Raw genomic sequence first — 22,967 nt, forward strand, 5'->3', positions numbered from 1 at the left:
ATATTGAGGTTAAAATTATATAAAAATTAGATAAGTAAAAAGTTCTGATGGAAAGATTACTATGCATCGGCTGATGGTGTTAATTTTGGTTAAAATCCTTGGGCGTAAAATTTTTAGCTATAAATGTGGCAGGTAGATTATTTTTTATTCGGTACGTTGCCTTCAATTCAAAACGCTGGAATTGTTTAATGAGTGTGGAGAGTCTATATTTTATGTTTGATTTCCTAAACCTTCACTACGTTTGACCTGATAACCAAATGACTTTATTGAAAATCACACTTTTTATCTTTGAATAAGAATAAATTCGGTCTGTTTTTAAATGTTCAGCCAAACTTTCCCCGCTAAGCTATTGATTTTAAAATGCTTAAATAATGTCGAGTTTGAATTTCAACATTGATATTTATTAATCACCTTCTCATTCCAACCTCATCAAAACAGTTTTTTTTCAGTCTAAAAAATGTTTTCCTAAATCTGTAAAATGTTCATTTTAAGGCATAAAACAATCATTTAGGGATATTTTCAGCTTGGCTTTCAGGTAAGTTCTCGACCTGATGTTACTTTATGAAGATCTTATTGATGGGGTTTAAACAATAAATTCCCATTTATTTTACAACAGGTTTCGCAGGGAATTTTGACTTATTTTCTGAAAATGAAGAGTAGTAATAATTAATGATTAATTGTATAACTTTTATGAATGGGGCTATTTTAGGATGTATAATTGCCCATTTTGTATTGTTCTTCTAAGAAATTTGAATATGCCTCATATGAAAATATTTTGAGGCCAATTGTCTGAGTGATTCATCAGAAAATTACTCAATATTTATATATCTATTTTTAATATTTTAAGGAATTAGGGCTGTAGTCATTTTTTTCAGTTTGTTGGATTAATTATTGCCAACTGTGTATTGAAGCTTATCCTTTCAAGTATATTTCTGATGAAATAGTCAAAAAATCATCAGGTAATATTGAGGTAAAAAGTGTCTGATTAAATTAGAGAATTTATCTCTTTTTTCAGTTTCCATTTGTCCTCTTAGGCAAAGTTTCTAACTTTGTGTCGTTCCTAAGGTGCTGAAAGACAGAATTTATTGTGTTTTTTTCAGTGTAATATTTTAAATCAATCATCATAATTATACTAATCGAGAGATAGTACTATTTAGTATGTTGATGGTCATATTAAAGGGTTCGATTGAATCAATTATCTATATTTTTTCTTTAAATAGTGAGGGCTCATTTAGCACTCGAATTATTTATTTAAAAAATGAGTATTTGTCAATTTAGAATAACATGATGATTATATATAGTTTCGATTTTTATATGCGATTTCAAAGAGTCATAAATGAGTTAAGATAAACGCTTAACACATTTGTGTTTTTTAGAATCTTTTTTTGCTCACCAAAGCAAAGAAGTTGCAGGCCACATTACCATGAATTTTATGAGTTTTAAAAAATTTCTTCTAAGTTTTCTGTGTTTCTCTTTATTGTTGGTTTTTCCAGCATTGGCACAAAAAATTAACTTCGCTACACGAACAGAGGGTACCAAACTGCGCGTTACCTTGTCTTCGAGTAATAATGTTTATTATACAACGGATGGTTCGGAGCCTGGCAATGGATCTGAAGGAGGTAAAAATACAGTTTCCTTTCTTATTGACCGTTCTTTGACGGTCAAGGCGAAGAGTGGTTCTTCAAAAACACATCATTATAAAATTACTATGGGTGCTGCGGCTCCTGATAAGCCTGAGGTAACCAAACCGTTTCCTGTAATGGCCTGGGCGCACAATCTTCCCGATCAATCTTTTCCTTTGAGTGATTATTTTAAAGGCGACGGATTGACCTATACGATCAAATCTAATTCTGGGGCTTCAACCACTGCCAAAATCGTTAATGATGCTTTGGTGGTTGGTCTTCCTGTTAATGGCGCCGATAAAGGAACAATCGTTGTTGAGGCAAAAAATACAGCAGGTGGTACGGTAACAAATGACTTGGTGTATACTGTTACGGCATCTGATATTTTGTATCGAGTGAATGCAGGAGGAAATCATGTGAGTGATGTTCCAATGGAATGGAGTCAGGATAGTAAAGCAGCGGCCTCTGCTTATCTACAGAATGGCGGTGCATCCCACACTTCAAATGTGACCATCAGTAAATTTGCTGATATGGTGGATGTGAATGACCTGAATACTGATATTTTCAAGACACAACGATACTGTACTTCTGGTGCAATGAGTTATGAATTCCCAATGCGTAATGGGGATTATACATTGCGTATTTATATGGCAGATGCTTACCAGGGAACATCCAATATTGGTGACCGTGTGTTTGACATTAATGTGAACGGACAAACCGTAAAGAAAAATTTTGATATTGTTGCCGCCTTCGGTTTTGAAGTTGGTGGATTTGTTGAGGTTCCTGTTCATGTTACCGCCAACAAAGCGACCTTGTCATTCACAAGGATTTCGGGTAAAGACAATCCAGTGGTTGCGGGTGTAGAGCTGCTTAACCATGCCAAGCCAACCTATGGGGTGAGCTTGACTTCGCCAGAAAACAATGCGGAATTCAATGTTGGAGCAACCGTTGACTTTCAGGTGAACACTACAGGACATGAAGTAGATTCAGTGGCTTATTTCGGTGGAGATCATTGGCTGACTTCCTCAAATAATGGTGGAAATAATTTTAAATCCACACATGTGTTTAGAGGTGCAGGCGTTAAAATGATCACCGCCAAATCCTATGATGACGGAAAAGAGGTGGCAACTTCTACCGCTCACAAGATTACAGTAAATGAAGTACATGGTGAATTGGCCTGGTACCATCCTGCGGAGGGTAGCCTTCACCTGATGGGAAGTACCGCAGATATTCAGGTAGAGCCAAGAGAATTCACCCCGGACAAAGTAGATTTCTATTGTAACGATCAGTTGGTTGGTACCGCTACGAAGGCACCATTTGCTGTAAAATATAAATTTGATCAGGCGCAGGCTGTTTTTGTTGCCAAAAGTTATTATAACGATCAACTCGTTGCTGAAACCAATCAGCGAACGTTGGTTGTGGTAGATCCATCGGTAGTGGTAATGAACATTGCAAACCCTGTGGAAGGTCAAAAAATTGTTATCGGTTCTAAAGTAAAAGTTCAGCTGGAAGGCAATAAGAAGTTTATCGACCAGGTGAAATTCTATTTGGATGGTCAGTTGGTAAATACCACTGAGCAACCTTTTGACATGGAGCTTGACCTTGCTCAAACCGCAGATCACACACTGAAGGCGGAAGGCTATTGGGGAACGCATTTATTGGCTACTTCGGAAATCAAATTTCATGTAGTAAAACCTGATGAAGCGATTCTGACTTTGAATACGCCAGTTAATGGAAAGAGCTACGACGTGAACGAACAGATTTCTTTCAGCTCGACATTGGAGCATGCTCAGGCTGATCAGGTGGAGTACCACCTGAACGGTAAGCCTTTTGCCTCTGATGAAGACGCTGTAAAAAGTATTGATGAAGCGGGTGATTATCAGGTACAGGCGTTGGCGATGAAAGACGGTAAAGAAATTGCCAAGTCGGCCACCCATACTATACATGTGCTTGAAGAAGCTTCCATTGCGTGGAACAGCCCTGAAAATGGTCTCGAAATGGTGAATGGGCATCAATTGAAATTGCAAGCCACTCCAAATTCTTCGACAATTGATTACGTCGCCTATTATTTTGATGGTACTGAAGTTGGACGTGTAGCAACTGCACCTTATGCATTGAACTATGTGCCTGAAGCTTCAGGAGAGATTAATATTACTGCAAAATCAATCATTGATGGTAAAACGGTAGCGGTTACGCCTCAGCGAACTATCACGGTAACTGATCCGTCATCCATTTCGGTATCGATCAGTAACCCGACAGAGGGACAGGTATTTGAAGTGGGTGATCAAGTTGATTTGGGCATTTCAGGAGACTTTAAGCACATCGCTCGGGTAGATTATTACTTGAATGGAAATAAGGCTGTATCGGCTTCAGCAGTTCCTTTTTCCGCTGTTGCAGCATTGAATCAGGCGGGAGCGTTCATCGTTACCGCAAAAATTTACGGTGCCAATGAGCTTCTTTTAGGGGAAGCAACGAATAAGGTGAATATCGAAGTTACGAGCCCAGATAATGCGGTGATGAGTTTTGTTGCACCAAATGATGGAGACAAATTTGGGGTCAGTAATTCTGTTAAACTCAAAGTCGATATCAAAGGAACGGATCAGGTGGATGAGGTGAAGTATTTTGCAAATGGAAGAATGCTTCATTCAGTAAGTGATGGGCCTAATTATGAAGTCATTACTTCTTTCGGTACCCCTGGAAGTCAGAAATTGCAGGCTGTGGCTTATGACAGCGAAGCACGTGAAGTGGTTAAATCTGCAGAAATTACGATTGAGGTAGAGGAATTGGGCACTATTGCATGGTTGACACCTGGTGATCAATCAGAAATGTTGATCAATAAGGCTTATAATTTTGAAGTTGTTGCTGATGGGTTTGTGCCGACGAAGGTGGTTTACTTCGATGGTAATCAACAAATAGGGGAGACTGATGCTTCTCCTTACCAGATTTCCGCAGCCTTTAGTCAGCTTGGAACGCATCAGATTAAGGCGGTGGCTTATCGTGGTACCAGCGTCGTTGACGAAATTGTTAGATCGGTCAACGTGGTCGCTCTTCCAGTATTTGCATTATCGCAGCCTTTGGATGGCGCCTCTTATAACGAGGGGGAAGCCGTGAGCTTTGCCATTGGTACTAATAACCTGAATTTGGTCAAAAAAGTAGCTTATTTGGTGGATGATGAAGTAGTTGCAGAACGTAGCGAAGCCCCATTTACGGCTTCTGTTAGAATTGCAGGAACAGGGCTTAAGCAAGCTGTCGCGAGAGTGTATCTTGACAATGAAACACAGGAGACAAAATCAGTCAGCTTTAATATGGTTCCTAAAACGCAGGTTACCGTTCGATTGGTTAATCCTACAAATGGGCAAGTTTTTGCACCTCAGGATCGTATGCCACTGGCTGTGGAATTAAGTCAGGGGGATGTTAACCGCGTAGATTATTTGATTGATGGCAATGTGGTTGAATCTGTAAATCAACTTCCTTTTGCGTCGGAATATTTGCTTGAAAATGCAGGTGCTCATACGGTTGAGGCAAAAGCATATTATCAGAATAGCCTGGTGGCGACTTCAGCAGCGGTATCCATTACTGTGGAGCAGGCAGTTGATCAGCATATTGCGATTTTGAACCCGATAGAAGACAGTAAACATTTTACGAACGAATCAATTTCAGTTCAAATTGAAGCGGTAGCAAAAAGTGTTTCATCAGTTTTATTGTATGTTGATAATCAAATCGTGGATGAGCTAAGTGAATTTCCTTTCAACACTTCTGTTTCTTTTGAAGAAGCAGGCACTTACAAACTGCGTGCTGAAATGATCACTGAAGATGGAACAGTTTCATCAGAAATTATCAACATTACGGTCATCAATGATAGCGAAACACCAAATAAACCTGTAGATGGTCAAGTTTATCCTACGGCCGTCCAGGATCATCTGAATGTTGTTTATACAGCCCAAGAAAATGTAAAATATCAGTCAATTACTATTGTTGACATGAGCGGGGTGGCCGTTTATCATAAAGAATTGAATAATGCCACTTCCATCAATGAAAAAATTTCTACCAGTAATTTTGGTCAAGGCGTCTTTTTTGTCCGTGTAATCGGAAGTCAAACGGATGAAACGACTAAAATTATGAAGTTCTAAGAAAAATTTTGATCAATAAAAAAGTCCTGTCAAAACGACAGGACTTTTTTTGTAAGCTTATTTTTTCTGATCAATGAAATAGCAAAGTGTCTAACGCCCATTTTCCAGGACCACTGATCAGTAAAATAGCATACATAATCAAATAATGTAAGGCAAACTCATGATCTTCAAATTTCCAACCTTTGTGAATATCGAAAACAACAATTAAAAACATTGCTGTTAATCCACTTGCAGCAATAGGGAATAATAAACCTAATGCTAACATCGGTGCGAAAATACATTGGCAAATTAATGTTAATCGCAAGCTGGAAATCGTGCTTAATCCCCAGAAAGTCGGAAAATTTTCCTTTACCTTCTTGAAATTAGCGATTTTATGTATTGACAATCTTAACAATAAACCCGCACTAACAATACGGAGTAATAAGAGGGCCAGATCCACTGAGCAAACCTCAGTATAAATTTTAAACATGAAGTATCTTTTTTTTGCAAAGATACCAAATACACTTTGAAATCGTGTATCATTTTCCCTTTCGGGCTATATTATAATTCAGAAGATATTAATGCCGTATTTTCGACAGTTTCTGATAAGTTATTCATAATCTCCTGTTTCAGTTCGATGGCAACTTGCTGCATGTCACTGGCATGTCTTTCTACATACTTACCAAAGGTTAAAACAGCGGCGAAAAATACAATAGCGATGATGTTTTCTAAAAATGTGTTTGTGTTCATATAGGAAGTAAATTGGTACATTATTATAAACGGAAATATGTAAGCTTTTGATACGGTGAAGATTATGTTTGCGCTAAAATGCGGATGAATCTACTGTGATTGATGATCAAACGGCGATTTTTAACTGAATTCATGCTTTCTACTCCTTTTTTTCCTGGTTAAAGAATTACATACACATGTATTGTTACAGGTAATAATCGAATTTTTTGGAATTGGTTTGGTGTAGGAAAAGAGCCGAAGCTGCAAAAAGCTGAATTTCTGATTTTCGGGATCAATCAACCTTCAGGCTTATGAAGACGCTAATTCGGTGGTATGGTTTTCGATATTGTCGGCAAACAATGGCGGATAAGTCAGTCGCGTGACTATAGGAGTGGAAATGTAAGTTTGCTGATGATGTGTGATATTCGGTACTGGGTAGCTATTGAGCTGAAAATGAGGAATGGAAGGGCCTGTTTGGGAGGAGGTGATAACCTCGGTTTAATTGAGGTAGATTTGATGAGCCGTATTTTTGCATTCTTATGACCGTGATTTTACCATCCGCAAATCGGTGCTTACCTACGGTATAGTAATCAATCCATAGTTTGATGGGTTCTATGAAATTATATGTAATAGAAGGCATCAAAGATAGACCTCCGAAATGTAAACACCCCGCCAACCCCCATATTTGATATCCCCAATAACTTCCCGAAATTTCCTCTTTAACTAACATCAATTCAGTTATGAAAAGAGGTGAAAAACAAAAGATAGCTTTAGTCGAAAAGTGGGAATGTTCCTCCTTGAGTATTCGGAAATTTTGTGAATCCGAAGACATCAGTCAGGCGAGTTTTTATAAATGGAAGCGTTTAAAAAAGGAAAAGGCCTCAAGCTCTTCTCAATTTCACTCACTTGAGGTGGATTGGTCTTCAGAGCAGAAGGAAAAAGTAACGCAGGGTGAAATTGAAATTCATTTTCCCAATGGCGTCAAAATTTTCATGCCAGCAGACTCATCAATGGAACGTTTAACTGATATCATTCACTCATGTTAGCTGTTGGACCAAAGGATTCATTATTTCTATTCAGTGAGCCAACGGATATGCGGAAGAGTTTCGATGGGCTTTGCGGTTTGATAAGGAATTGTACGGATAAAAACCCAATGGATCGGAATATTTATATTTTTGTCAATAAGTCACGAAATATGATCAAATTACTTCGTTTTGAAGGCGATGGCTTTGCGATCTATTTCAAACGATTGGAAAAAGGGCGTATTTAACTTCCTAAAAAGCAGGATGATGGGGCTACCAATTTAAAAATATCTCATGTAACGGTCATGATGATGCTCGAAGGTATCGGTTTGGAAAAACGAAAAAATAGGAAGCGATATCAGTCTAAAAACAGTCGCTAATTAGCTCAAATGGCTGTTTTTGATTATATTTAGTCATGGACATCACCTCTAAATATAATGACTTACTCAAGGATCATAACGATCTGAAACACCGTTTTGAGGTGATGGAACAACAACTCAGTTATTTTTTGAAATTGCATAATGGCTCGAGGTCAGAGCGGATGCCTAAGGGGAAAGTGGTGGATGAAAAGCAAACTGAAATACTTTTTGGCGGGCAACAAATCATAGACACCCCTGTTGAGGAATCTACTCAAAATACAACTAAGAAAAAGTCCAGTAAAAAAGGATTAGCCAAAAGGTTGGTGCTTCCGAAAGATCTACCGACCAAGGATATTTACTTGAAGCCCGAGAACCTTCCCGAGAATGCCCAAAAAATCGGTACGGAAGTGATTGAAGTACTGGACTATCAACCGTCGAAGCTAATCAAACTTTGTTTTCATCGGCAGAAGTAAGTGATCCCTTTGGAGGATGAGCGGTTTGAGTCATTAATGGCTGATTATCCCTCACGAATTCCCATTCCGAAGGGCAATGTATCCGCTTCGTTGCTTTCTTATTTATTGGTCAGCAAATTTGTGGATCACCTACCGATTTATCGTCTGATCCAGATGTTCAAGCGGGATCAGATCGTCATATCAGATTCGACCATCAACAATTGGATCAAAAAGTCAGCTGAATTGCTTGAAGAATTGTATCAACTTCTGACTCAAAAGGTACAGCAATCCAATTATGTGCAGGCTGATGAAACCTCGATCAAACTCAGCAAAAAAGGTGGTGCCGTGAAAGCCTATATGTGGGCGTATCATGCACCATGTGAAAAAATTGCTTGCTTTCAGTTCAACCGTGGACGAGGTGCTGTGCATGCGAAGAATTTTTTTGATGACTTCACCGGAAAATATATTCAGGTTGATGGTTACGCAGGTTATGATTACTTGGGAAATCACAAAGAAGTAACATTGGTTGCCTGCCTGGCTCATATTCGTCGAAAATTCTTCGAGGCACAAAAGAATGACAAAAAAAGAGCCTTATATGCGCTCAACGAAATAGGAAAAATTTACGAGATCGAGCGTGCGCTCAAAGAAAAAGAGGCTTCCGTCCGGCAGCAAAAACGAAAAGAGCAGATCCTTCCAATTCTGATGGATTTAAAGGAATGGATCAAAGAAAATGCAATATATACCACCCCAAAACAGGATTTAGGCAAAGCTTTTCAATATTTCCTCAACATGTTTGATCGAATGGTCAACTATGCTGAAGATGGGCTGTTGTTGCCTGACAATAACTTAATAGAAAATCAAATCCGACCAATCGCCATTGGACGCAAAAACTATATGTTCGTAGGTTCAGAAAGTGGTGGACAATGGGCCGCGATGTTCTATTCCTTCTTTGCCACATGTAAACTCAATGGTGTGAACCCAATGCAATGGCTTACTCATGTTCTTGAAAATATCCACACAACTCCTAAGGATAAGTTGGAGGCGTTGTTACCTCAGAATTTTGAGGGGTGAGTATGACTGGGTGTTTACTTCATAGTAGTAAAAATGAATAAGAGCAAAAAGAGCGTTTTGTATTTCATAGTTGATGTTTTTGTGATAAGTATAAAAATAAACAGATCATGGAGAGTGTCCATGATCTGTTGTGATGTTTTGAATAGTGTAAGCCTCAAACTTGGTTTGTCATCATTTTTAAAATTCTCCATGGGAATGCTGCAACTTCTCGAATTGTAATCTAAAACCATTAAACTTAGTAAAATACAATTACCCCCAATGTATACCTGATGAAAAAGTGAACGAAAACTGCCAAGTTATTTCAGGGAAAGACATATTTCAGCTTGACTTTTGTCTAAAAAAAACTATTAACCAAACTATTATAGATATATAAATGATTTCTCCAATCTCAGACATACCAAATTCACTGCTTGTAAAATATATAATTATATATTCCCATAGTAATGTAACCATTAGAATAATGATAAAACTTTTTAGTGCTTCGATTATTTTCTTCATTTTTTAATAGTCCTATTAGCCTCTTTAGCTTTTTTATCATGTTTTCGCATACTTTTTACATGTTTTACACTACCATCATATATAATTTCCCCCAATCTTCAGACAGCCATCTCTGCTATTTAAATTATTTTCCCTTGAACTCAAAACATCTGAGCGAGTTATCAAGTGCTTCAGTGAATCTTGTCAAGGGTGCTCCTGTGTTGCGCCTGCGGCAGGAGCATTTACCCGCCCTTGACTGATTCTAAGGAAGCGCTTACTTTTGCTTCTGATGTTGTTGAGTGCGGCTTGGATTGGTAAAGATCGCAGGGCCTTTTCTCATCGATTGAGCTATGCCTTCTTTCGTTATTGTAAAAGTTCATATATTCGATAAGTCCTATCTGCAGCTTTAATCCATCGCGATACTCATTCAAATAAATATCTTCATATTTGACCGTTCGCCAAAATCGTTCAATGTAAATATTGTCGGTTGCTCGACCTTTTCCATCCATGCTAATAGTTACTCCTTGGCCTAAGAGATAGCCCGTAAAGAGATCACTCGTAAATTGACTCCCTTGGTCTGTATTGACAATTTCAGGAGCGCCATGGTTGTTAATACATTCTTGAATTGTATTGCGGCACCACTCTGCTGACATGGTGTTTGAGAGTGACCAGCCTACAATATATCGAGAGTGGACATCAATCACAGCCATCAGATACATGAACCCTTTTGCAATAGGAACATAGCTGATATCCGTCTCCCAAACTTGATTTGAATGGGTTATTTCAAGGTTTCTAAGTAAATAGGGGTATATTTTATTTTCAGGTGAAGGTTTTGAAGTGTGCGGACCAGGAAGAAGAGAACGAAGCCCCATGACTTTGTACAGACGTTCAATTCGCTTCTTATTGATCGGATAACCGCAATCATTAATCAAAAACGAAGTCATAGAAGGTACCCCTCGAAAAGGATGCTCAAGGTATTCTTTGTCAATTACACGCATCAATTCAAGATTCAATTCACTTTCCCCTTTTGGCTTGTAATACCAGCCCGAACGAGAAATTTGGAGAAGCTCACATTGACGTCTAATGCTTAAATCAGCATGTTCCTCATCGACCATCACCTGTCTTTCGGTAACGCTCTTTACTTCGATGAGGCCTTTTTTAAAAAATCATTCTCAACTTGAAGTTGTCCTATTTTAGAGTATAATTTATTTAACGCTCCTTCATGATCAGATTCCTGCTTGATAGCCTTACTCCCTTTTTCAAAAACACTCGATGCATTCTCCAAAAAAAGTTGTTTCCATTGGCCAATCTGTGCAGGACTGATTTCATATTTCTGACAAAGTTCCGCTGTGCTTTGTTGTTCTTTGATCGCTTCAAGTGCTACCTTGGCTTTAAACTTGGGGCTAAATTTTCTTCTGCTTTTCATTGATTTACAAGTTAGTATATTATTTTAACTTGCTGTCTGAATTGTTGGGGTAATTATAATAAGCATAAAAAACTGAAAGCAACGCCAGTGAAACTGGGTTAGGTGCTGATATTTTTTTCCTTGCTGTAGCCTAGCCTGTCGAAAATTCACAAAAAAAGCGATTCCAAAAAAAAGGTTAAATTTGAGTGTCCAAACCGTCATTCAACCTTACCAGAATCGCTTTGAGTTTTAAAAATAACAAACAATCTCTAAAAAAGAAAAAGTCAACAGAAAGAGCCAAACGAAAAAGGCGAAACGACAGTATCAAAATTAAAAGATATAAGGCTCGGGCTTCCTTTTGGGAAAAGATGTACAAAGAGGAAAAGTCTAAAAACAAGTCGGAGTTTGGTGGGAAAAAAATCAAGCACCACAGCTACTGTTCGGCCATTATTACTTTGGCTTTAATTTTACATACTGAAACCAGCATGAGCCTTCGTGATAGTGAGACGGTATTGCGTATTTTCATTCAACAAATGCACATAGATAGTAAATGCCCTGACCATTCGACGATTGATAATTGGTTAAAAAAAGCAGGAATGCAGGCCATCGAACCATTTTCACCTGAGCGGCCATGTGTTTTGATTTGTGATGAAAGCATTTCATTCAACGGGAAGAAATTGTTTTTGGTACTTGCCGTTCCTGTGTCGGTTTCTGACCAGCAGCGTACATTACGTTTTGAGGACTGTCACTTGGTTTATCTTGGTGCGAAAAAAGGTTGGTCGGCAGATGTAATTTATAAGGAACTTCAACCACTCGTTCAGAAGCTGAAAATTCAATATGTCCTAAGCGATAAAGGTTCTAATTTACTTAAGGCTACAGCCTTGCTGGGGCTTGATCATGTTTCGGATATCACCCATGAAGTATCAAGGACACTGAAAAATCTATATAACGATACAGATGATTACAAGAATTTCATCAAATGGGTTGGTGAACTCAGAAAAGATTTAGCGTGTGGGGAATATGCACATTTGGCCCCTCCAAAAGTAAGGCATCATTGTAGGTTTCATCAGCTTGGGCAATATGAAAAGTGGTTTAGAAAGGTCGGTCCTGAGCTGAAAAATGTCGCCGAAGAAAGCAAAGGTGCGGCTTTGAGCCTCCTCCAAATCAGTGATCATACACCTTTCATCAAGGATTTGATATCTTTGACCCCAGTGATCAAAGAAATATTGTCGGTTGGCAGAACGGAAGGGATAAGTCACAAAACTATTTTGAAATTAACTCAAAAAATGGAAGAACTCGAAGGGGATCGGCCAACTATATTCAGAGAAAAAATCACTCATTATTTTCATAAAACCTATAAAACGATTGGTGAAGACATCCCTTTTTGTTGCAGTGCTATCATCGAAAGCGTATTCGGAAAGTACAAATCAAAAATGAGCAGCCACCCACAGAAAATGTGCACCAACCACTTGCTGACCATTCCCTTATTTTTTGTGAAAGAAAATGAAATTGCCGAACTTGTTTCAGGATTTGACACCGTAAAAGTGGCAGAAATCAAAGATAAGGAAGCCGTGGCAAAAGCAATGATGAGCGTTCAAATGGCTGCTTAACTCGTGTACATGTTTTTTGAAAATATTCGACAGGCTAGGATAAGTTGGAGGCGTTGTTACCTCAGAATTTTGAGGGGTGAGTTTGACTGGGTGTTTACTTCATAGTAGTGAAAATGAATAAGAGCAAAAAGAGTGTTTTGTATTTCATGATTGATGTTTTTGTGATCAATATAAAAATAAACAGATCATGGATGGTGTCCATGATCTGTTGTGGTGTTTTGAATAGTGAATGCCTCGAACTTGTTACCTTCAGTTTTGAAATTCCAAACTTAGCGTTGCTGAGAGGCCTATTTTATACACTCTAATTATTAAATGAAGCTATAGTATCTAAAGGCGTTCCCTCAGGGAAGGAAAACTGTAATTTTATGGTATCCCTATTTCTTATCAAATAACAATAGATACTATTTTTTCTTTTATATATGAAATCTCCTTCTTGTATAGTTTCAAAAAATTCGTTTGGGTTGTTTGGTAAAGCAATCATCAACTTACTTGAATCATTCACAATACTAAACCTCGCAATATTATGTTCAGTTGATAATTGTTTTTTATCTTCTATTTTTCCTTTGAAGCTTAATGAATAAAAATATTCATTTTTAACATATGGATTCTCAAAGTTTTCTTGTATGAAGAAAAATAATACATATGCTAAAACTAACAAAATTGATATTGATTTTTTTGACATACTATATATTTTTTAAAAAAAAACCTTGTAACACCAAATGTATATGCTCCTGATACTGGAAAGGATAATTCATCAAAACCACCAAGTAATGGAATACCTACATCCGTAGCTCTATAAGTAGTCCCAACTTTTCTAGGATTAGTGGCATGATAGAATTTTAACATATTCCTACGATTTTCTTTTGGAGTATTCCAAGATTTAGCAAATGATAAATCCGCAAGATTTTCTGAGCCTAGAAAATAGCCACCACCTTCACCCTCCCAATCATTTACTTCAAACGGTCTATTTCTGTATAAACTTGATACTTCCGATGCGGAAAAGCCAATTCCTATATCAAATCCAAATCCGCCATTAATATTCCAAAACCAATTACTATTACCGTATCCATCATAAACTTTACCTACTGAAAACTCAGCTCCTACCCCTGCAATAAATGAACCACCAAATGACCAAGAGTCTCCACTACTATGCTTATGGCTTGTTCCTCTGTCAGTCATTTGATAAGCTATTTGAGTCATTTTACCATCATTAGAAACAAATCGAAATGCTTCATCTCCTTTATTTCCGCCTTCATAAGTATCCACGATAAGCTCAAAACCATCATTATGATTCTGCTGAGCCTGAAGTGCTCTAAATAAAGCTTGAGCTTCCTCTTCACTATCCGATTTTATACTACCATCTTTTCCACAGTCCACATCCCATTTGGGTCAGTATAGTTTATCGGATTGTTATAAACATAATGATATGGTGTTTGACTAAACGAAAGCCCAACAAACGGATCCACCACATGCCATCTACCAATCTGCGCATCATACATCCTCGCACCATAGTCATACCAGCCTGTATTATCCTGTAGTTCCTTGTTGTTATACAAGTACTTATTGTTACCAACCGTACCACCATTTTGATGAGCCACCAATCCAAATGGATAATAATCTATCGATTGCTGTACCACCCCATCTTTATTCAAGACTTGTCGTACGTTCCCTAAATGATCGGTTAGGTTGTAAAAATATTTACTATCTTTTAAGTCATACTTCCCTTCTCTATGTTGAACAAATGCTAAGGCACCATCTTCATAATGGATTCCAGCGACATAATCCGTACTGCCACCGAGATTACTAAATTGTAACTTATTCCCCGCAGCATCATAAAGATAGGTAATTTCCTCACCATTAACGATAAGCTTTTGAGGTAAATTGAGGAAGTTGTATTCTACTTTAGTAATTCCCTTATTATAGATCACGAAGAAACTTTCCACCCAAATTTGTTATACCTATACAACCAGTGGTAAAAAACGATGAAAAAGCTTGAAGACATACATTTATTGAACAATTGGCTCGATGATAACAAGAAGTACTCTGAAGAATTCCGAGCATTATGCCTAAAATTGATTGACGAGTATGATGGCAATATTCCTCCGAAATCACCTAAATGTGTCGTCGATACAAAAAAAGCACTGACCATCGTCGCGTGCTTATTTAGAAAATCTTTTATATCTCATCTATCTTTGGACAATCGCAAATCATTTGGTTGCCACTCCTGCTGCATAGGTCTGCAACTGATTTATACTTCAAGCGGAATGTCTTTCAGTATTTTGTCATAAAGATCCACATATTTTTGTGCTATGGTAGCGGTGGCAAAGGTGTTGTGGATACGCGCCAAGCCAGCGTGGGTAAGTCGTTCGTAAACCTCTTTGTTCAACAGTACGGATTTTATTCCCTCCGCCATTTTTTTTGCATCGTGAACATCTACCAATTGTCCAGCTTTCCCATGTGCCAAAACCCACGGCACCGCACCAGCATCCTGCCCTGCAACCACTGGAATGCCAAAAGCCATGCCTTCCAATAAGGTATTTCCAAAAGACTCCTCAAGGGCAGGGTGGAAAAGCAAGTCATAATTAGGGAGTTCTGCAATCAGTTGATCGTAAGGGGTATATCCGTGAAAGGTTACCTTGTCGGTTAGCTGATGCGCAAGGGCCCATTCGTATCCAGCCTGACCTTGGTCAAAGCCTGAACCATAAATATGGAATTCAAGATCCTCTACCATTATTTTTTTCAAATGGGAGAAAGCCTCCAAAGCCTTTTTGGGATTTTTCCTTTTTTGGAAACCCGTCAGGATACTAATGATTTTAATGGTTTTATGTTGTGGAAAAGGGCGTGCCTTTGGCTGAATACAATGAGGGTTTACGGGGTTGGGTACGATAGGCAACTGTTTTCGAAAGCCTGAAAGTTGTTGCTGTAAATACATGGAGTTTACGGAGAAATTTTCTCCTTTTGCCCGTACGCGCCGATCGAGGTTAAATTTCCCGAGTCGATATACATCTTTAAAATATTTCAGGATTTCCCATGAGTCGTCACGAAATGTAATCAGGTGTGGGACCTTCGCCTTGATCAGGCCTAAAGCATATTCGTAACTCCAATGGGCATGATAGATGTCGGCAGGAAACTCATGGGTAAGTTTTGCAATTTGATCGGTTTCAAATTTCCAACCATCCCATAATTTGTAACGAGCCCTGTGGCGCTCTTTTTCTACAATAAAGGTAATTCGTTCTCCTTTGAAAATGTGCCGTTTTTCGGTCCTGAAATCCAGTGTATATACTATTATCTCATGCCCTAATTCATGCAAACCTTTAATGATATTGGTGACTGCAGTTGCGGGAGCGCCTAAATGCGCCAGTTCCTTGGGCACTGGGTGGTCAAAGTAGTCATTTAAAGAGGATACATTTACCCAGGAAGCAATTGCGATTTTCATAGGAGCGAGGATTTTTTAATGTGGTTTACTGGCTACTTAATTACCTCATATTAGGAACAAAAATTCCTTAATCAAGTTTAGATATTCATATAATTTTTAATAAAAAGTAAACTTTCCCTTACATTCAACCTCCTCATTTATGTCTTCATCCCTTGGGCGAAAAACGATCAATGGACTTAAATGGAGCTATTTAGCCACCATTATTAGTGCACTGATTCAGGTAGTCTATACTATGGTCATTAATCGATTATTGAGCCCTGTCGACTTTGGTTTGGTAGCCATGGCCAACGTGGTGCTTCGATTTGGCAGCTACTTTGCTCAAATGGGACTGGGAACGGCTATTGTTCAAAAAAAGGACCTGAGCGCTACCGATATCCGAGCAACCTTCACACTTGCATTACTTTTTTCGGTGGTCATTTACAGCTTGATCTATTTTTTGGCACCATATCTTATCCATCTTTTTGATGAACCTAATCCTTCTCTTGTTCCCATCATTCAGTTGCTTGGTGTAACTTTTATTATTAATGGTGTAACAGCCATTTCACAGAATTTGCTTCGCAAGCATATGAAATTCAAAACACTCTCGGTTACTGAGGTGTCCACTTATTTTATCGGTTATGTATTGGTGGGGATCACCTTGGCATTGATGGGCTATGGGGTATGGAGTGTGGTTTATGCGGCCATCGTGCAATCGGGCCTCAATCTGATCGCCCTTTATGCACAGGTGAAACACAGCCTGAAGCCGATTTTTGGGTTTCGGTATTTTCGACCGATTTTATCTTATGGCTCTCAGGTGTCACTGATTAGTTTTATGGAGTTTCTAAAAACAAATTTAGACACCCTGCTGATCGGTAAAACCCTTGGCTTTTATAATCTCGGATTGTACAATCGGGCACTCATTGCTATTCGTCTGCCTTTGGTTCAAATTAATACCAGCCTTTCAAGAGTCATTTTTCCTGCATTCAGTACGATTCAATCGGATTTGAAAAAGCTCTCAGGTTTATATTTACAATCTACCATGTTACTGGCAAGCCTGATCTTATCCCTGACGGGTTTTTGTTTTGGTGCCGCCACAGAAATCATTTTGATTCTTCTTGGAGAAAAATACCTCTCCGTGGTGCCTGTTTTTCGGGTACTGACCCTCGGCATAGGTTTCAACTATATTGCGGCGCTTGGCGGCATTGTATGTGATGCAACGGCCTATTTGAAGCCGAAAAGCATTTTCACCATTTTGCATTTGAGTGCCGTGGCGGGCCTGATTTATTTATTCAAATCCTATGGTTTAGTGGGTATTGCCTGGGCCATGACCATCAGTTATTGGCTAAAAATGGTCGGCTTCGCTATACTTTTAAAACCATTGCTTCCTTTTACCTTTAAAGCTTTAGGCCGACAGTTGATACCTGGAAGTATGAACGCTACAATATTAGGCGGTTTGGGCTTTGGATTGAGCAACCTGTTACATCAGCAGGAAATCCCATTGCTCCTAAGGTTTGCTTTGTGTTGCCTGGCGGCGCTATTGATATTTATTTTTATCATTCGCCTGCCTTACAATAAACCACTCAGGGATTTTATCAGTGATAAAATACTGCCCACCTATGAAAGTAAAATCAGGGCTGGTGGTCCTGTGGCACAAGTACTTGCCTTTATGAAATTTGACTATCAGCACGCAACATTACAACAAAATGGAAATAACAATTGATACACTTTTCACTTACGGTCGGAAGGGACTTTTTTTATTCTTGCTATTTACGACCGTATTGCAAATTATTCCCGCGGCTCATGCGGAGGACATCAACTATTTCACCTATTGCACTATTCTCGTAACGGGGTTTTGGATGTTGGTTTCCGTGTATAAAATCAACAGGGGAGAAGAGGTGGTATTCAATGCCATGACGCTATATTTTTTTTACAGGCTGATGAATATTTTGTTTGTCAGGGGGTTCCCTGGTGGATTTGCCACAGGTTATATTATCCTGGTTAATACACTTATTGGCGGGTGTTTCTATCACCTTTTCTATCATAATGAGAATAAGACAGTATTCCGCTGGTGTATAAATCTATTGGTGGCCTTGGCGGTATTTGAAGCGTGCATAGGGGCGTCACAGGTTATGTTTGGCGTACCTTATTTCGAGCATTTGGTAGGAGAGGAGTTGCATAGTTTCAGTCGAAATTATTTTGCGTATATTATTCCTGGCGCTTCAAAATCCACCGTTTTAGGATCGGGAACTTTCCGGCATTTCAATGATCTCGGTTCATTTTTGGTGATCACCTTTCCTATTCTCTATGCCTATTGGTGGGAATCTGATCGTAAATGGGTACTCATCGCTCTGTTGATTAATTTTATGGGAATTGTCCTGACCTTCTCCCGTGGCGCGTTGATCGCAACAGTGATTATGAGCTGCATTCTATATTTTAATTTTACCAAAGGGCGATGGCTGAAAATGGGCTTGGTATTTGGTTTGGGGCTGATCACCTTTGCAGTAGTGGCGCCACTTTTAACTACCTATGCAAATGAGACTGGGAATGCGGGTATTCGCTACAACACCTGGGCTTTAATGTGGGAACACGCGCAGACGGATTACCGAATGCTGATATTTGGATGGGGAGAAAATTATTTTCGCGATGAAGTCATTTATTGGGGGACTGGTCTATGGATTATGAATAATACACATAACACTTTCCTGCAGGTATTTCTTGAAAATGGGGTGGTGGGGTTCCTGATTTTTGGCTTGGCAAGTGGTCAGTTTATATTTAAATCGATCCAAAACAAAAATATATGGTCTTTTGCGGGAATTGCGATGATTGTTGGCTTTGGCTTTACCCAATTTTTTGACCATGCTTTTTATAATTTTAATGGGGCTGTATTTTTTGCCATGTTGGGGGCTTTGCAAATGTCCAAAGAAGGACCATTTTATGCCTTCAGCAAGCCGGACATCTTGGTAAAAGAAGCTGAAAAAGAAACCGAGGAAGAAGTTACAGTATAAAAAAAGCCAGACGACCTCATGGACATCTGGCTTTATAAGTCGGGTCTAAAAGTGAAACCCTCCTCAGTAATTACTCATTATTGAGGAATAATGGTCATGGCAAAACCACCACTTTCAGCACATGGAATGCTTAATTTGGTAGATGCATCAACTTGCATTTTCTCAATTTTGTAGGACGTTGGATTTTTCTCCAGGTCTGTATCTTTATTATCCGCATAAATCGTGGCGGTATAATTTTTACCAGGCTCAAGGAAATCAAAACTCAAGGATAAGGTTCGGGCGTTTTCATCCGTAGCACCACCAATATACCAGTTGTTTCCATTTCTTCGCGCCGTAATCATATGTTCACCGATGGCGGCATCAAGGATTTTGGTTTCATCCCAATCACAAGGTACATCACTGATGAATTGAAAAGCAGGGTTGCCCTTGTAATTTTCAATCAGGTCTGAAGCCATTTGCATCGGTGAGTACAAGGTGACAAACAAGGCGAGTTGCTTAGCTAAAGTGGTGTGTATGCGTGCGTTATCCAGCGTTTCCTGAGAGCCATTCCATGGAATTCTATTTTTGTACTTTTCATATTTCAGATCAAAAATACCCGGAGTGTAATCGATAGGTCCGGAAAGTCCTCTCGTGAAAGGTAATACCAAATGGTGGGCAGGAGGGTTCCCTGCACTCCATCCGTTCCATTCCATTCCTCGGACACCCTCGCGCGTCATCATGTTTGGCCATGTCCGACGAATACCAGTATCCTTAATAGGTTCGTGTGCATCGAGCATTAGATGATATTTGGCAGCGGTTTCCACCACTTTCCGATAATGTCTGACCATAAATTGCCCATGATGAAATTGCCCTCTTGGCATAATCCCACCCGCATAACCGGTCTTAACAGCATTCGATCCCAGTTGCTGATATTTTGCATAAGCCTTTTCAATCAATGCCTCATAAGAAGGGATATCTCCTCCAGTTTCATTGTGCATAATAAGCGATATGCCTTTTTCTTTACAGTATTGTGCTACCTTCTCAAGATCAAAATCTGCATAGGGAGTGATATGGTCGAATGCATCTTTTTGCCCCCATTTATCCCAGCCAGTGTTCCAGCCTTCAAACAAGACCGCCTGAATGTTATTTTCAGCAGCAAAATTGATATAGTCGATCGCACTCTCAGTAGTTGCCCCATGTCGCTTGCCCATGGTCCAGGTGTTGTGTCCAATATGCATTCCCCACCAAACACCGACATATTTCATCGGCTTAATCCAACTTTCATCCTGAATTTTTGAAGGCTCATTGAGGTTCAATATCATGTCAGAGGTAATCAAGTCGCCTGCTTTTGAGGCAATTTGAATGGTTCGCCATGGGCTTCGAAGATGTCCTTTGGCACGTACAAGCACTTTATCCGGCCAAGGCACCAAGGTGCTGTATAAGCCAAGTGAATTTTTGTCAGACTTATAAAGGGTCATACCTGCGAAATCAGTTAATGCAGCTTCGTGAATACTCAAGAAAAGCTTTTGGTCCTCGGAGGCCAACGTAATAGGGGTGTTGGCATTTTTTACCTCGGAGAGCTTTGTCTTTTTGTAGAGGTGTTCATAAGAATCGAAGTCTGCTGGAATCGACCAGGCATCCAAGTTTTGAGAAATGTTGAATTCGGACTGTTCATTCATTAAGAATATACTGTCTTGTGGTGCCTCAGCAGGAATCTCGTATCTGAAAGCTACACCATCATCAAATGCTCGGAAAATTAAGTGAATTTCACGTTGCCCTTTGGACAATGTAACCGTCGATTGATTGTAGTGATTTTGAATGTTTTTACGCTCACCCCATGGCATTTGCCATGTTTCATCAACATTTGAGTGATCAATTTGCTTTACTTCAAATCCGTCTGTGAGCTGTGCATTCTTTAAGGTCCAGCCCAAAGTGGATGGCGTAATAACTTGCTTACCTTGGTAATTGACGGAATATTCTGGCTGTCCTGAATCCGTTAAATTGAAACTTAGACTGATTTGGTTTGAGGGAGATTTTAAGTCGAAATTTTGTGGTGCCTTAGCACACGAGCTTAAAATAATACTCATTCCTATTGTAATGAGCGATAAAATGTGTTTTAACATGGATAAGGGGGATGTTAATAAAAAATGTTTACTCCGGAAGTTAATAGGTGTACAAATTAAATAATATGAACTCTGTCATAATAATCCTATTTTACATAATTGATATTATGCACTTCGGAAGATTTGTATATTTGGTGTACTTATCTACCTGATAAACAGAAATCTAAAAATTAGCTACCTTATAAAGGAATAGTACGAATGAAAAATAATTGCAGGAAAATAGTAATTTATTTTTGGCTACAGATGTATTAATAGATGAATCAGACCATTTTTTGCCATTTCCCGACCTATATAGGATAGCATTGGTCACACACTAAGAAATTCTTGGTCTCCTTTAAGGCGTCAGTTTATCAACTGATAGAAAATTTTATGCTATAGTGGTGAAGCCATACTTCTATGCCTTTAGGTATTTTTACTGCATAAAAGGACAATCAGGCAATCACACAAGCATTATGTTAAATAGAATAAGTAAGAGAAAAGGCTCATATCGTGAGCCTTAAAAGTCAAAATTTGTCGCCCCACCAGGACTCGAACCTGGATCTAAAGTTTAGGAAACTTCTATTCTATCCCTTGAACTATGGGGCGATTGAATGCAATTTACGGGTATTTTTAGAAAGAAAAAGCGTCTATTTCCAAAAAAATAGACGCTTTATGCTAAGTGATTGACTTATAGGATTAAAAATACTGATAAAATTTTGATTACCAGGATTTCCATGGTGCTTTATTATTTTGCCACAATTCTTCGAGTACATTTTTATCTCTTAAGGTATCCATGGGATGCCAGAATCCGCGATGGCGAAATGCTGCCAGTTTTTCATTCGCTGCAAAATGCTCCAAGGGCTCTTTTTCCCAGACGGTCGAATCGCCTGCAATCTGGTCAATCGCTTCAGGTTCAACAACAAAAAAACCACCATTGATCCAAGCCCCACCGGCCCCTTCATTCGTTGGCTTCTCAGTAAAATCATTAATTTTATTTTGCTCATCCCCCAGCTGAAATGCACCAAATCTACCTGGCTGTTTCACCGCTGTTAAAGTAACGGTGGCATTTTGGTGACGGTGAAATTCAACCAATTTGGTGATATCCACATCACTTACCCCATCGCCATAGGTAAGGCAAAAAGGCTCATTACCGATATATTCTTTTACCCTGCGAATACGCCCTCCTGTCATCACGTTATCACCGGTATCAATCAAAGTAACTTTCCACGGTTCCGAGTCACTGTTGTGAATCGCCATGGTATTGTGGGCCAAGTTAAAGGTAACATCGGATTTATGTAACATATAATTAGAGAAAAACTCTTTAATGACATAGCCTTTATACCCACAGCAAATAATAAAATCATTAATGCCATGCTGGCTGTACATTTTCAAAATATGCCATAAAATGGGCTGGCCACCAATTTCTACCATCGGTTTTGGGCGTACGCCACTCTCTTCACTAATACGAGTACCATAACCGCCAGCTAATATTACTGCTTTCATAGGAGAATTGAATTTTAGGAGATGTTAAACTTTATGTTATTAACATAACTTATTCTTCAAAGTTTACCATTCAAGTATTAATTGATCCATGCTATGAAAGCCGATGG

General features: G+C 38.9%; 18 protein-coding genes and 1 tRNA gene. 8 read left to right on the forward strand and 11 right to left on the reverse strand.

Features of this window, described 5'->3' with window-relative positions; genetic code table 11:
* Positions 1-1,432 precede the first annotated feature (1,432 nt).
* Positions 1,433-5,752, forward strand: coding sequence for an Ig-like domain-containing protein (locus AABK40_RS19065; RefSeq protein WP_338398987.1), 4,320 nt, complete (start codon positions 1,433-1,435; stop codon positions 5,750-5,752).
* A 70-nt stretch (positions 5,753-5,822) separates the two neighbouring features.
* Here AABK40_RS19065 and AABK40_RS19070 read toward each other — a convergent pair whose 3' ends face one another.
* Positions 5,823-6,221, reverse strand: coding sequence for a DoxX family protein (locus AABK40_RS19070; RefSeq protein ID WP_338398988.1), 399 nt, complete (start codon positions 6,219-6,221; stop codon positions 5,823-5,825).
* Between the two features lie 71 nt (positions 6,222-6,292).
* Positions 6,293-6,481 carry a hypothetical protein gene (locus tag AABK40_RS19075; RefSeq protein WP_338398989.1) on the reverse strand — a complete coding sequence of 63 codons (189 nt, stop codon included), beginning with the start codon at positions 6,479-6,481 and terminating at the stop codon, positions 6,293-6,295.
* Between the two features lie 719 nt (positions 6,482-7,200).
* Here AABK40_RS19075 and tnpA point away from each other — a divergent pair.
* From tnpA to tnpC, 4 genes are all read left to right on the forward strand, one after another.
* Complete coding sequence (gene tnpA / locus AABK40_RS19080; protein ID WP_338398990.1) at positions 7,201-7,506, forward strand: IS66 family insertion sequence element accessory protein TnpA; 306 nt, start codon at positions 7,201-7,203, stop codon at positions 7,504-7,506.
* Positions 7,500-7,730: an IS66 family insertion sequence element accessory protein TnpB gene (tnpB, locus tag AABK40_RS23895; protein ID WP_421953323.1), complete on the forward strand. Its 231-nt coding sequence runs from the start codon at positions 7,500-7,502 to the stop codon at positions 7,728-7,730. The genes tnpA and tnpB overlap by 7 nt, the downstream gene beginning before the upstream one ends.
* Positions 7,731-7,897: 167 nt before the next feature.
* Positions 7,898-8,314 (forward strand): hypothetical protein, encoded by a 417-nt coding sequence (locus tag AABK40_RS19085; protein ID WP_338398991.1) that lies wholly within the window; start codon positions 7,898-7,900, stop codon positions 8,312-8,314.
* A 36-nt stretch (positions 8,315-8,350) separates the two neighbouring features.
* Positions 8,351-9,364 carry an IS66 family transposase gene (tnpC, locus tag AABK40_RS19090; RefSeq protein ID WP_338398992.1) on the forward strand — a complete coding sequence of 338 codons (1,014 nt, stop codon included), beginning with the start codon at positions 8,351-8,353 and terminating at the stop codon, positions 9,362-9,364.
* 719 nt (positions 9,365-10,083) lie between these two features.
* Here the strand turns inward: tnpC and AABK40_RS19095 are convergent.
* Entirely contained in the window at positions 10,084-10,989 is a 906-nt protein-coding gene (locus tag AABK40_RS19095; protein WP_338398059.1) for an IS3 family transposase, read from the reverse strand.
* The gene (locus AABK40_RS19100) at positions 10,980-11,267 is read right to left on the reverse strand and encodes a transposase (RefSeq protein WP_338396827.1); all 288 of its coding nucleotides are present in this window, start codon (positions 11,265-11,267) and stop codon (positions 10,980-10,982) included. Before AABK40_RS19100 ends, AABK40_RS19095 begins: the two co-directional genes overlap by 10 nt.
* A gap of 221 nt (positions 11,268-11,488) precedes the next feature.
* Between AABK40_RS19100 and AABK40_RS19105 the strand changes: the two genes are divergently transcribed.
* On the forward strand, positions 11,489-12,856 hold the full coding sequence (locus tag AABK40_RS19105) for a hypothetical protein (RefSeq protein WP_338398993.1): 1,368 nt from the start codon (positions 11,489-11,491) through the stop codon (positions 12,854-12,856).
* Positions 12,857-13,157: 301 nt separating this feature from the next.
* Here the strand turns inward: AABK40_RS19105 and AABK40_RS19110 are convergent, their stop codons facing one another.
* From AABK40_RS19110 to AABK40_RS19125, 4 genes are all read right to left on the reverse strand, one after another.
* Positions 13,158-13,538 (reverse strand): hypothetical protein, encoded by a 381-nt coding sequence (locus AABK40_RS19110; protein WP_338398994.1) that lies wholly within the window; start codon positions 13,536-13,538, stop codon positions 13,158-13,160.
* On the reverse strand, positions 13,508-14,233 hold the full coding sequence (locus AABK40_RS19115) for a hypothetical protein (protein ID WP_338398995.1): 726 nt from the start codon (positions 14,231-14,233) through the stop codon (positions 13,508-13,510). Before AABK40_RS19115 ends, AABK40_RS19110 begins: the two co-directional genes overlap by 31 nt.
* Positions 14,206-14,799, reverse strand: coding sequence for an RHS repeat domain-containing protein (locus tag AABK40_RS19120; RefSeq protein WP_338398996.1), 594 nt, complete (start codon positions 14,797-14,799; stop codon positions 14,206-14,208). Before AABK40_RS19120 ends, AABK40_RS19115 begins: the two co-directional genes overlap by 28 nt.
* A gap of 305 nt (positions 14,800-15,104) precedes the next feature.
* Positions 15,105-16,292, reverse strand: a complete 1,188-nt coding sequence (locus AABK40_RS19125) for a glycosyltransferase family 4 protein (RefSeq protein WP_338398997.1) — start codon at positions 16,290-16,292, stop codon at positions 15,105-15,107.
* A 139-nt stretch (positions 16,293-16,431) separates the two neighbouring features.
* Here AABK40_RS19125 and AABK40_RS19130 point away from each other — a divergent pair, with 139 nt between their 5' ends.
* A complete protein-coding gene (locus AABK40_RS19130) occupies positions 16,432-17,991 on the forward strand; it encodes a lipopolysaccharide biosynthesis protein (protein WP_338398998.1) in 1,560 nt (519 codons plus the stop codon).
* Entirely contained in the window at positions 17,975-19,276 is a 1,302-nt protein-coding gene (locus tag AABK40_RS19135; RefSeq protein ID WP_338398999.1) for an O-antigen ligase family protein, read from the forward strand. Before AABK40_RS19130 ends, AABK40_RS19135 begins: the two co-directional genes overlap by 17 nt.
* Before the next feature lie 77 nt (positions 19,277-19,353).
* On the opposite strand, the gene AABK40_RS19140 is transcribed toward AABK40_RS19135, so the two are convergent.
* The 3 genes from AABK40_RS19140 to rfbF form a co-directional block, all read right to left on the reverse strand.
* Positions 19,354-21,342, reverse strand: coding sequence for a glycoside hydrolase family 97 protein (locus AABK40_RS19140; RefSeq protein ID WP_338399000.1), 1,989 nt, complete (start codon positions 21,340-21,342; stop codon positions 19,354-19,356).
* 549 nt (positions 21,343-21,891) lie between these two features.
* Positions 21,892-21,963: transfer RNA gene (locus AABK40_RS19145), tRNA-Arg, on the reverse strand.
* A 114-nt stretch (positions 21,964-22,077) separates the two neighbouring features.
* Positions 22,078-22,860 (reverse strand): glucose-1-phosphate cytidylyltransferase, encoded by a 783-nt coding sequence (gene rfbF / locus AABK40_RS19150; protein ID WP_332920256.1) that lies wholly within the window; start codon positions 22,858-22,860, stop codon positions 22,078-22,080.
* Positions 22,861-22,967 lie beyond the last annotated feature (107 nt).

It is taken from the genome of Persicobacter psychrovividus, from assembly GCF_036492425.1.
In the GTDB taxonomy this organism is placed as follows: domain Bacteria; phylum Bacteroidota; class Bacteroidia; order Cytophagales; family Cyclobacteriaceae; genus Persicobacter; species Persicobacter psychrovividus.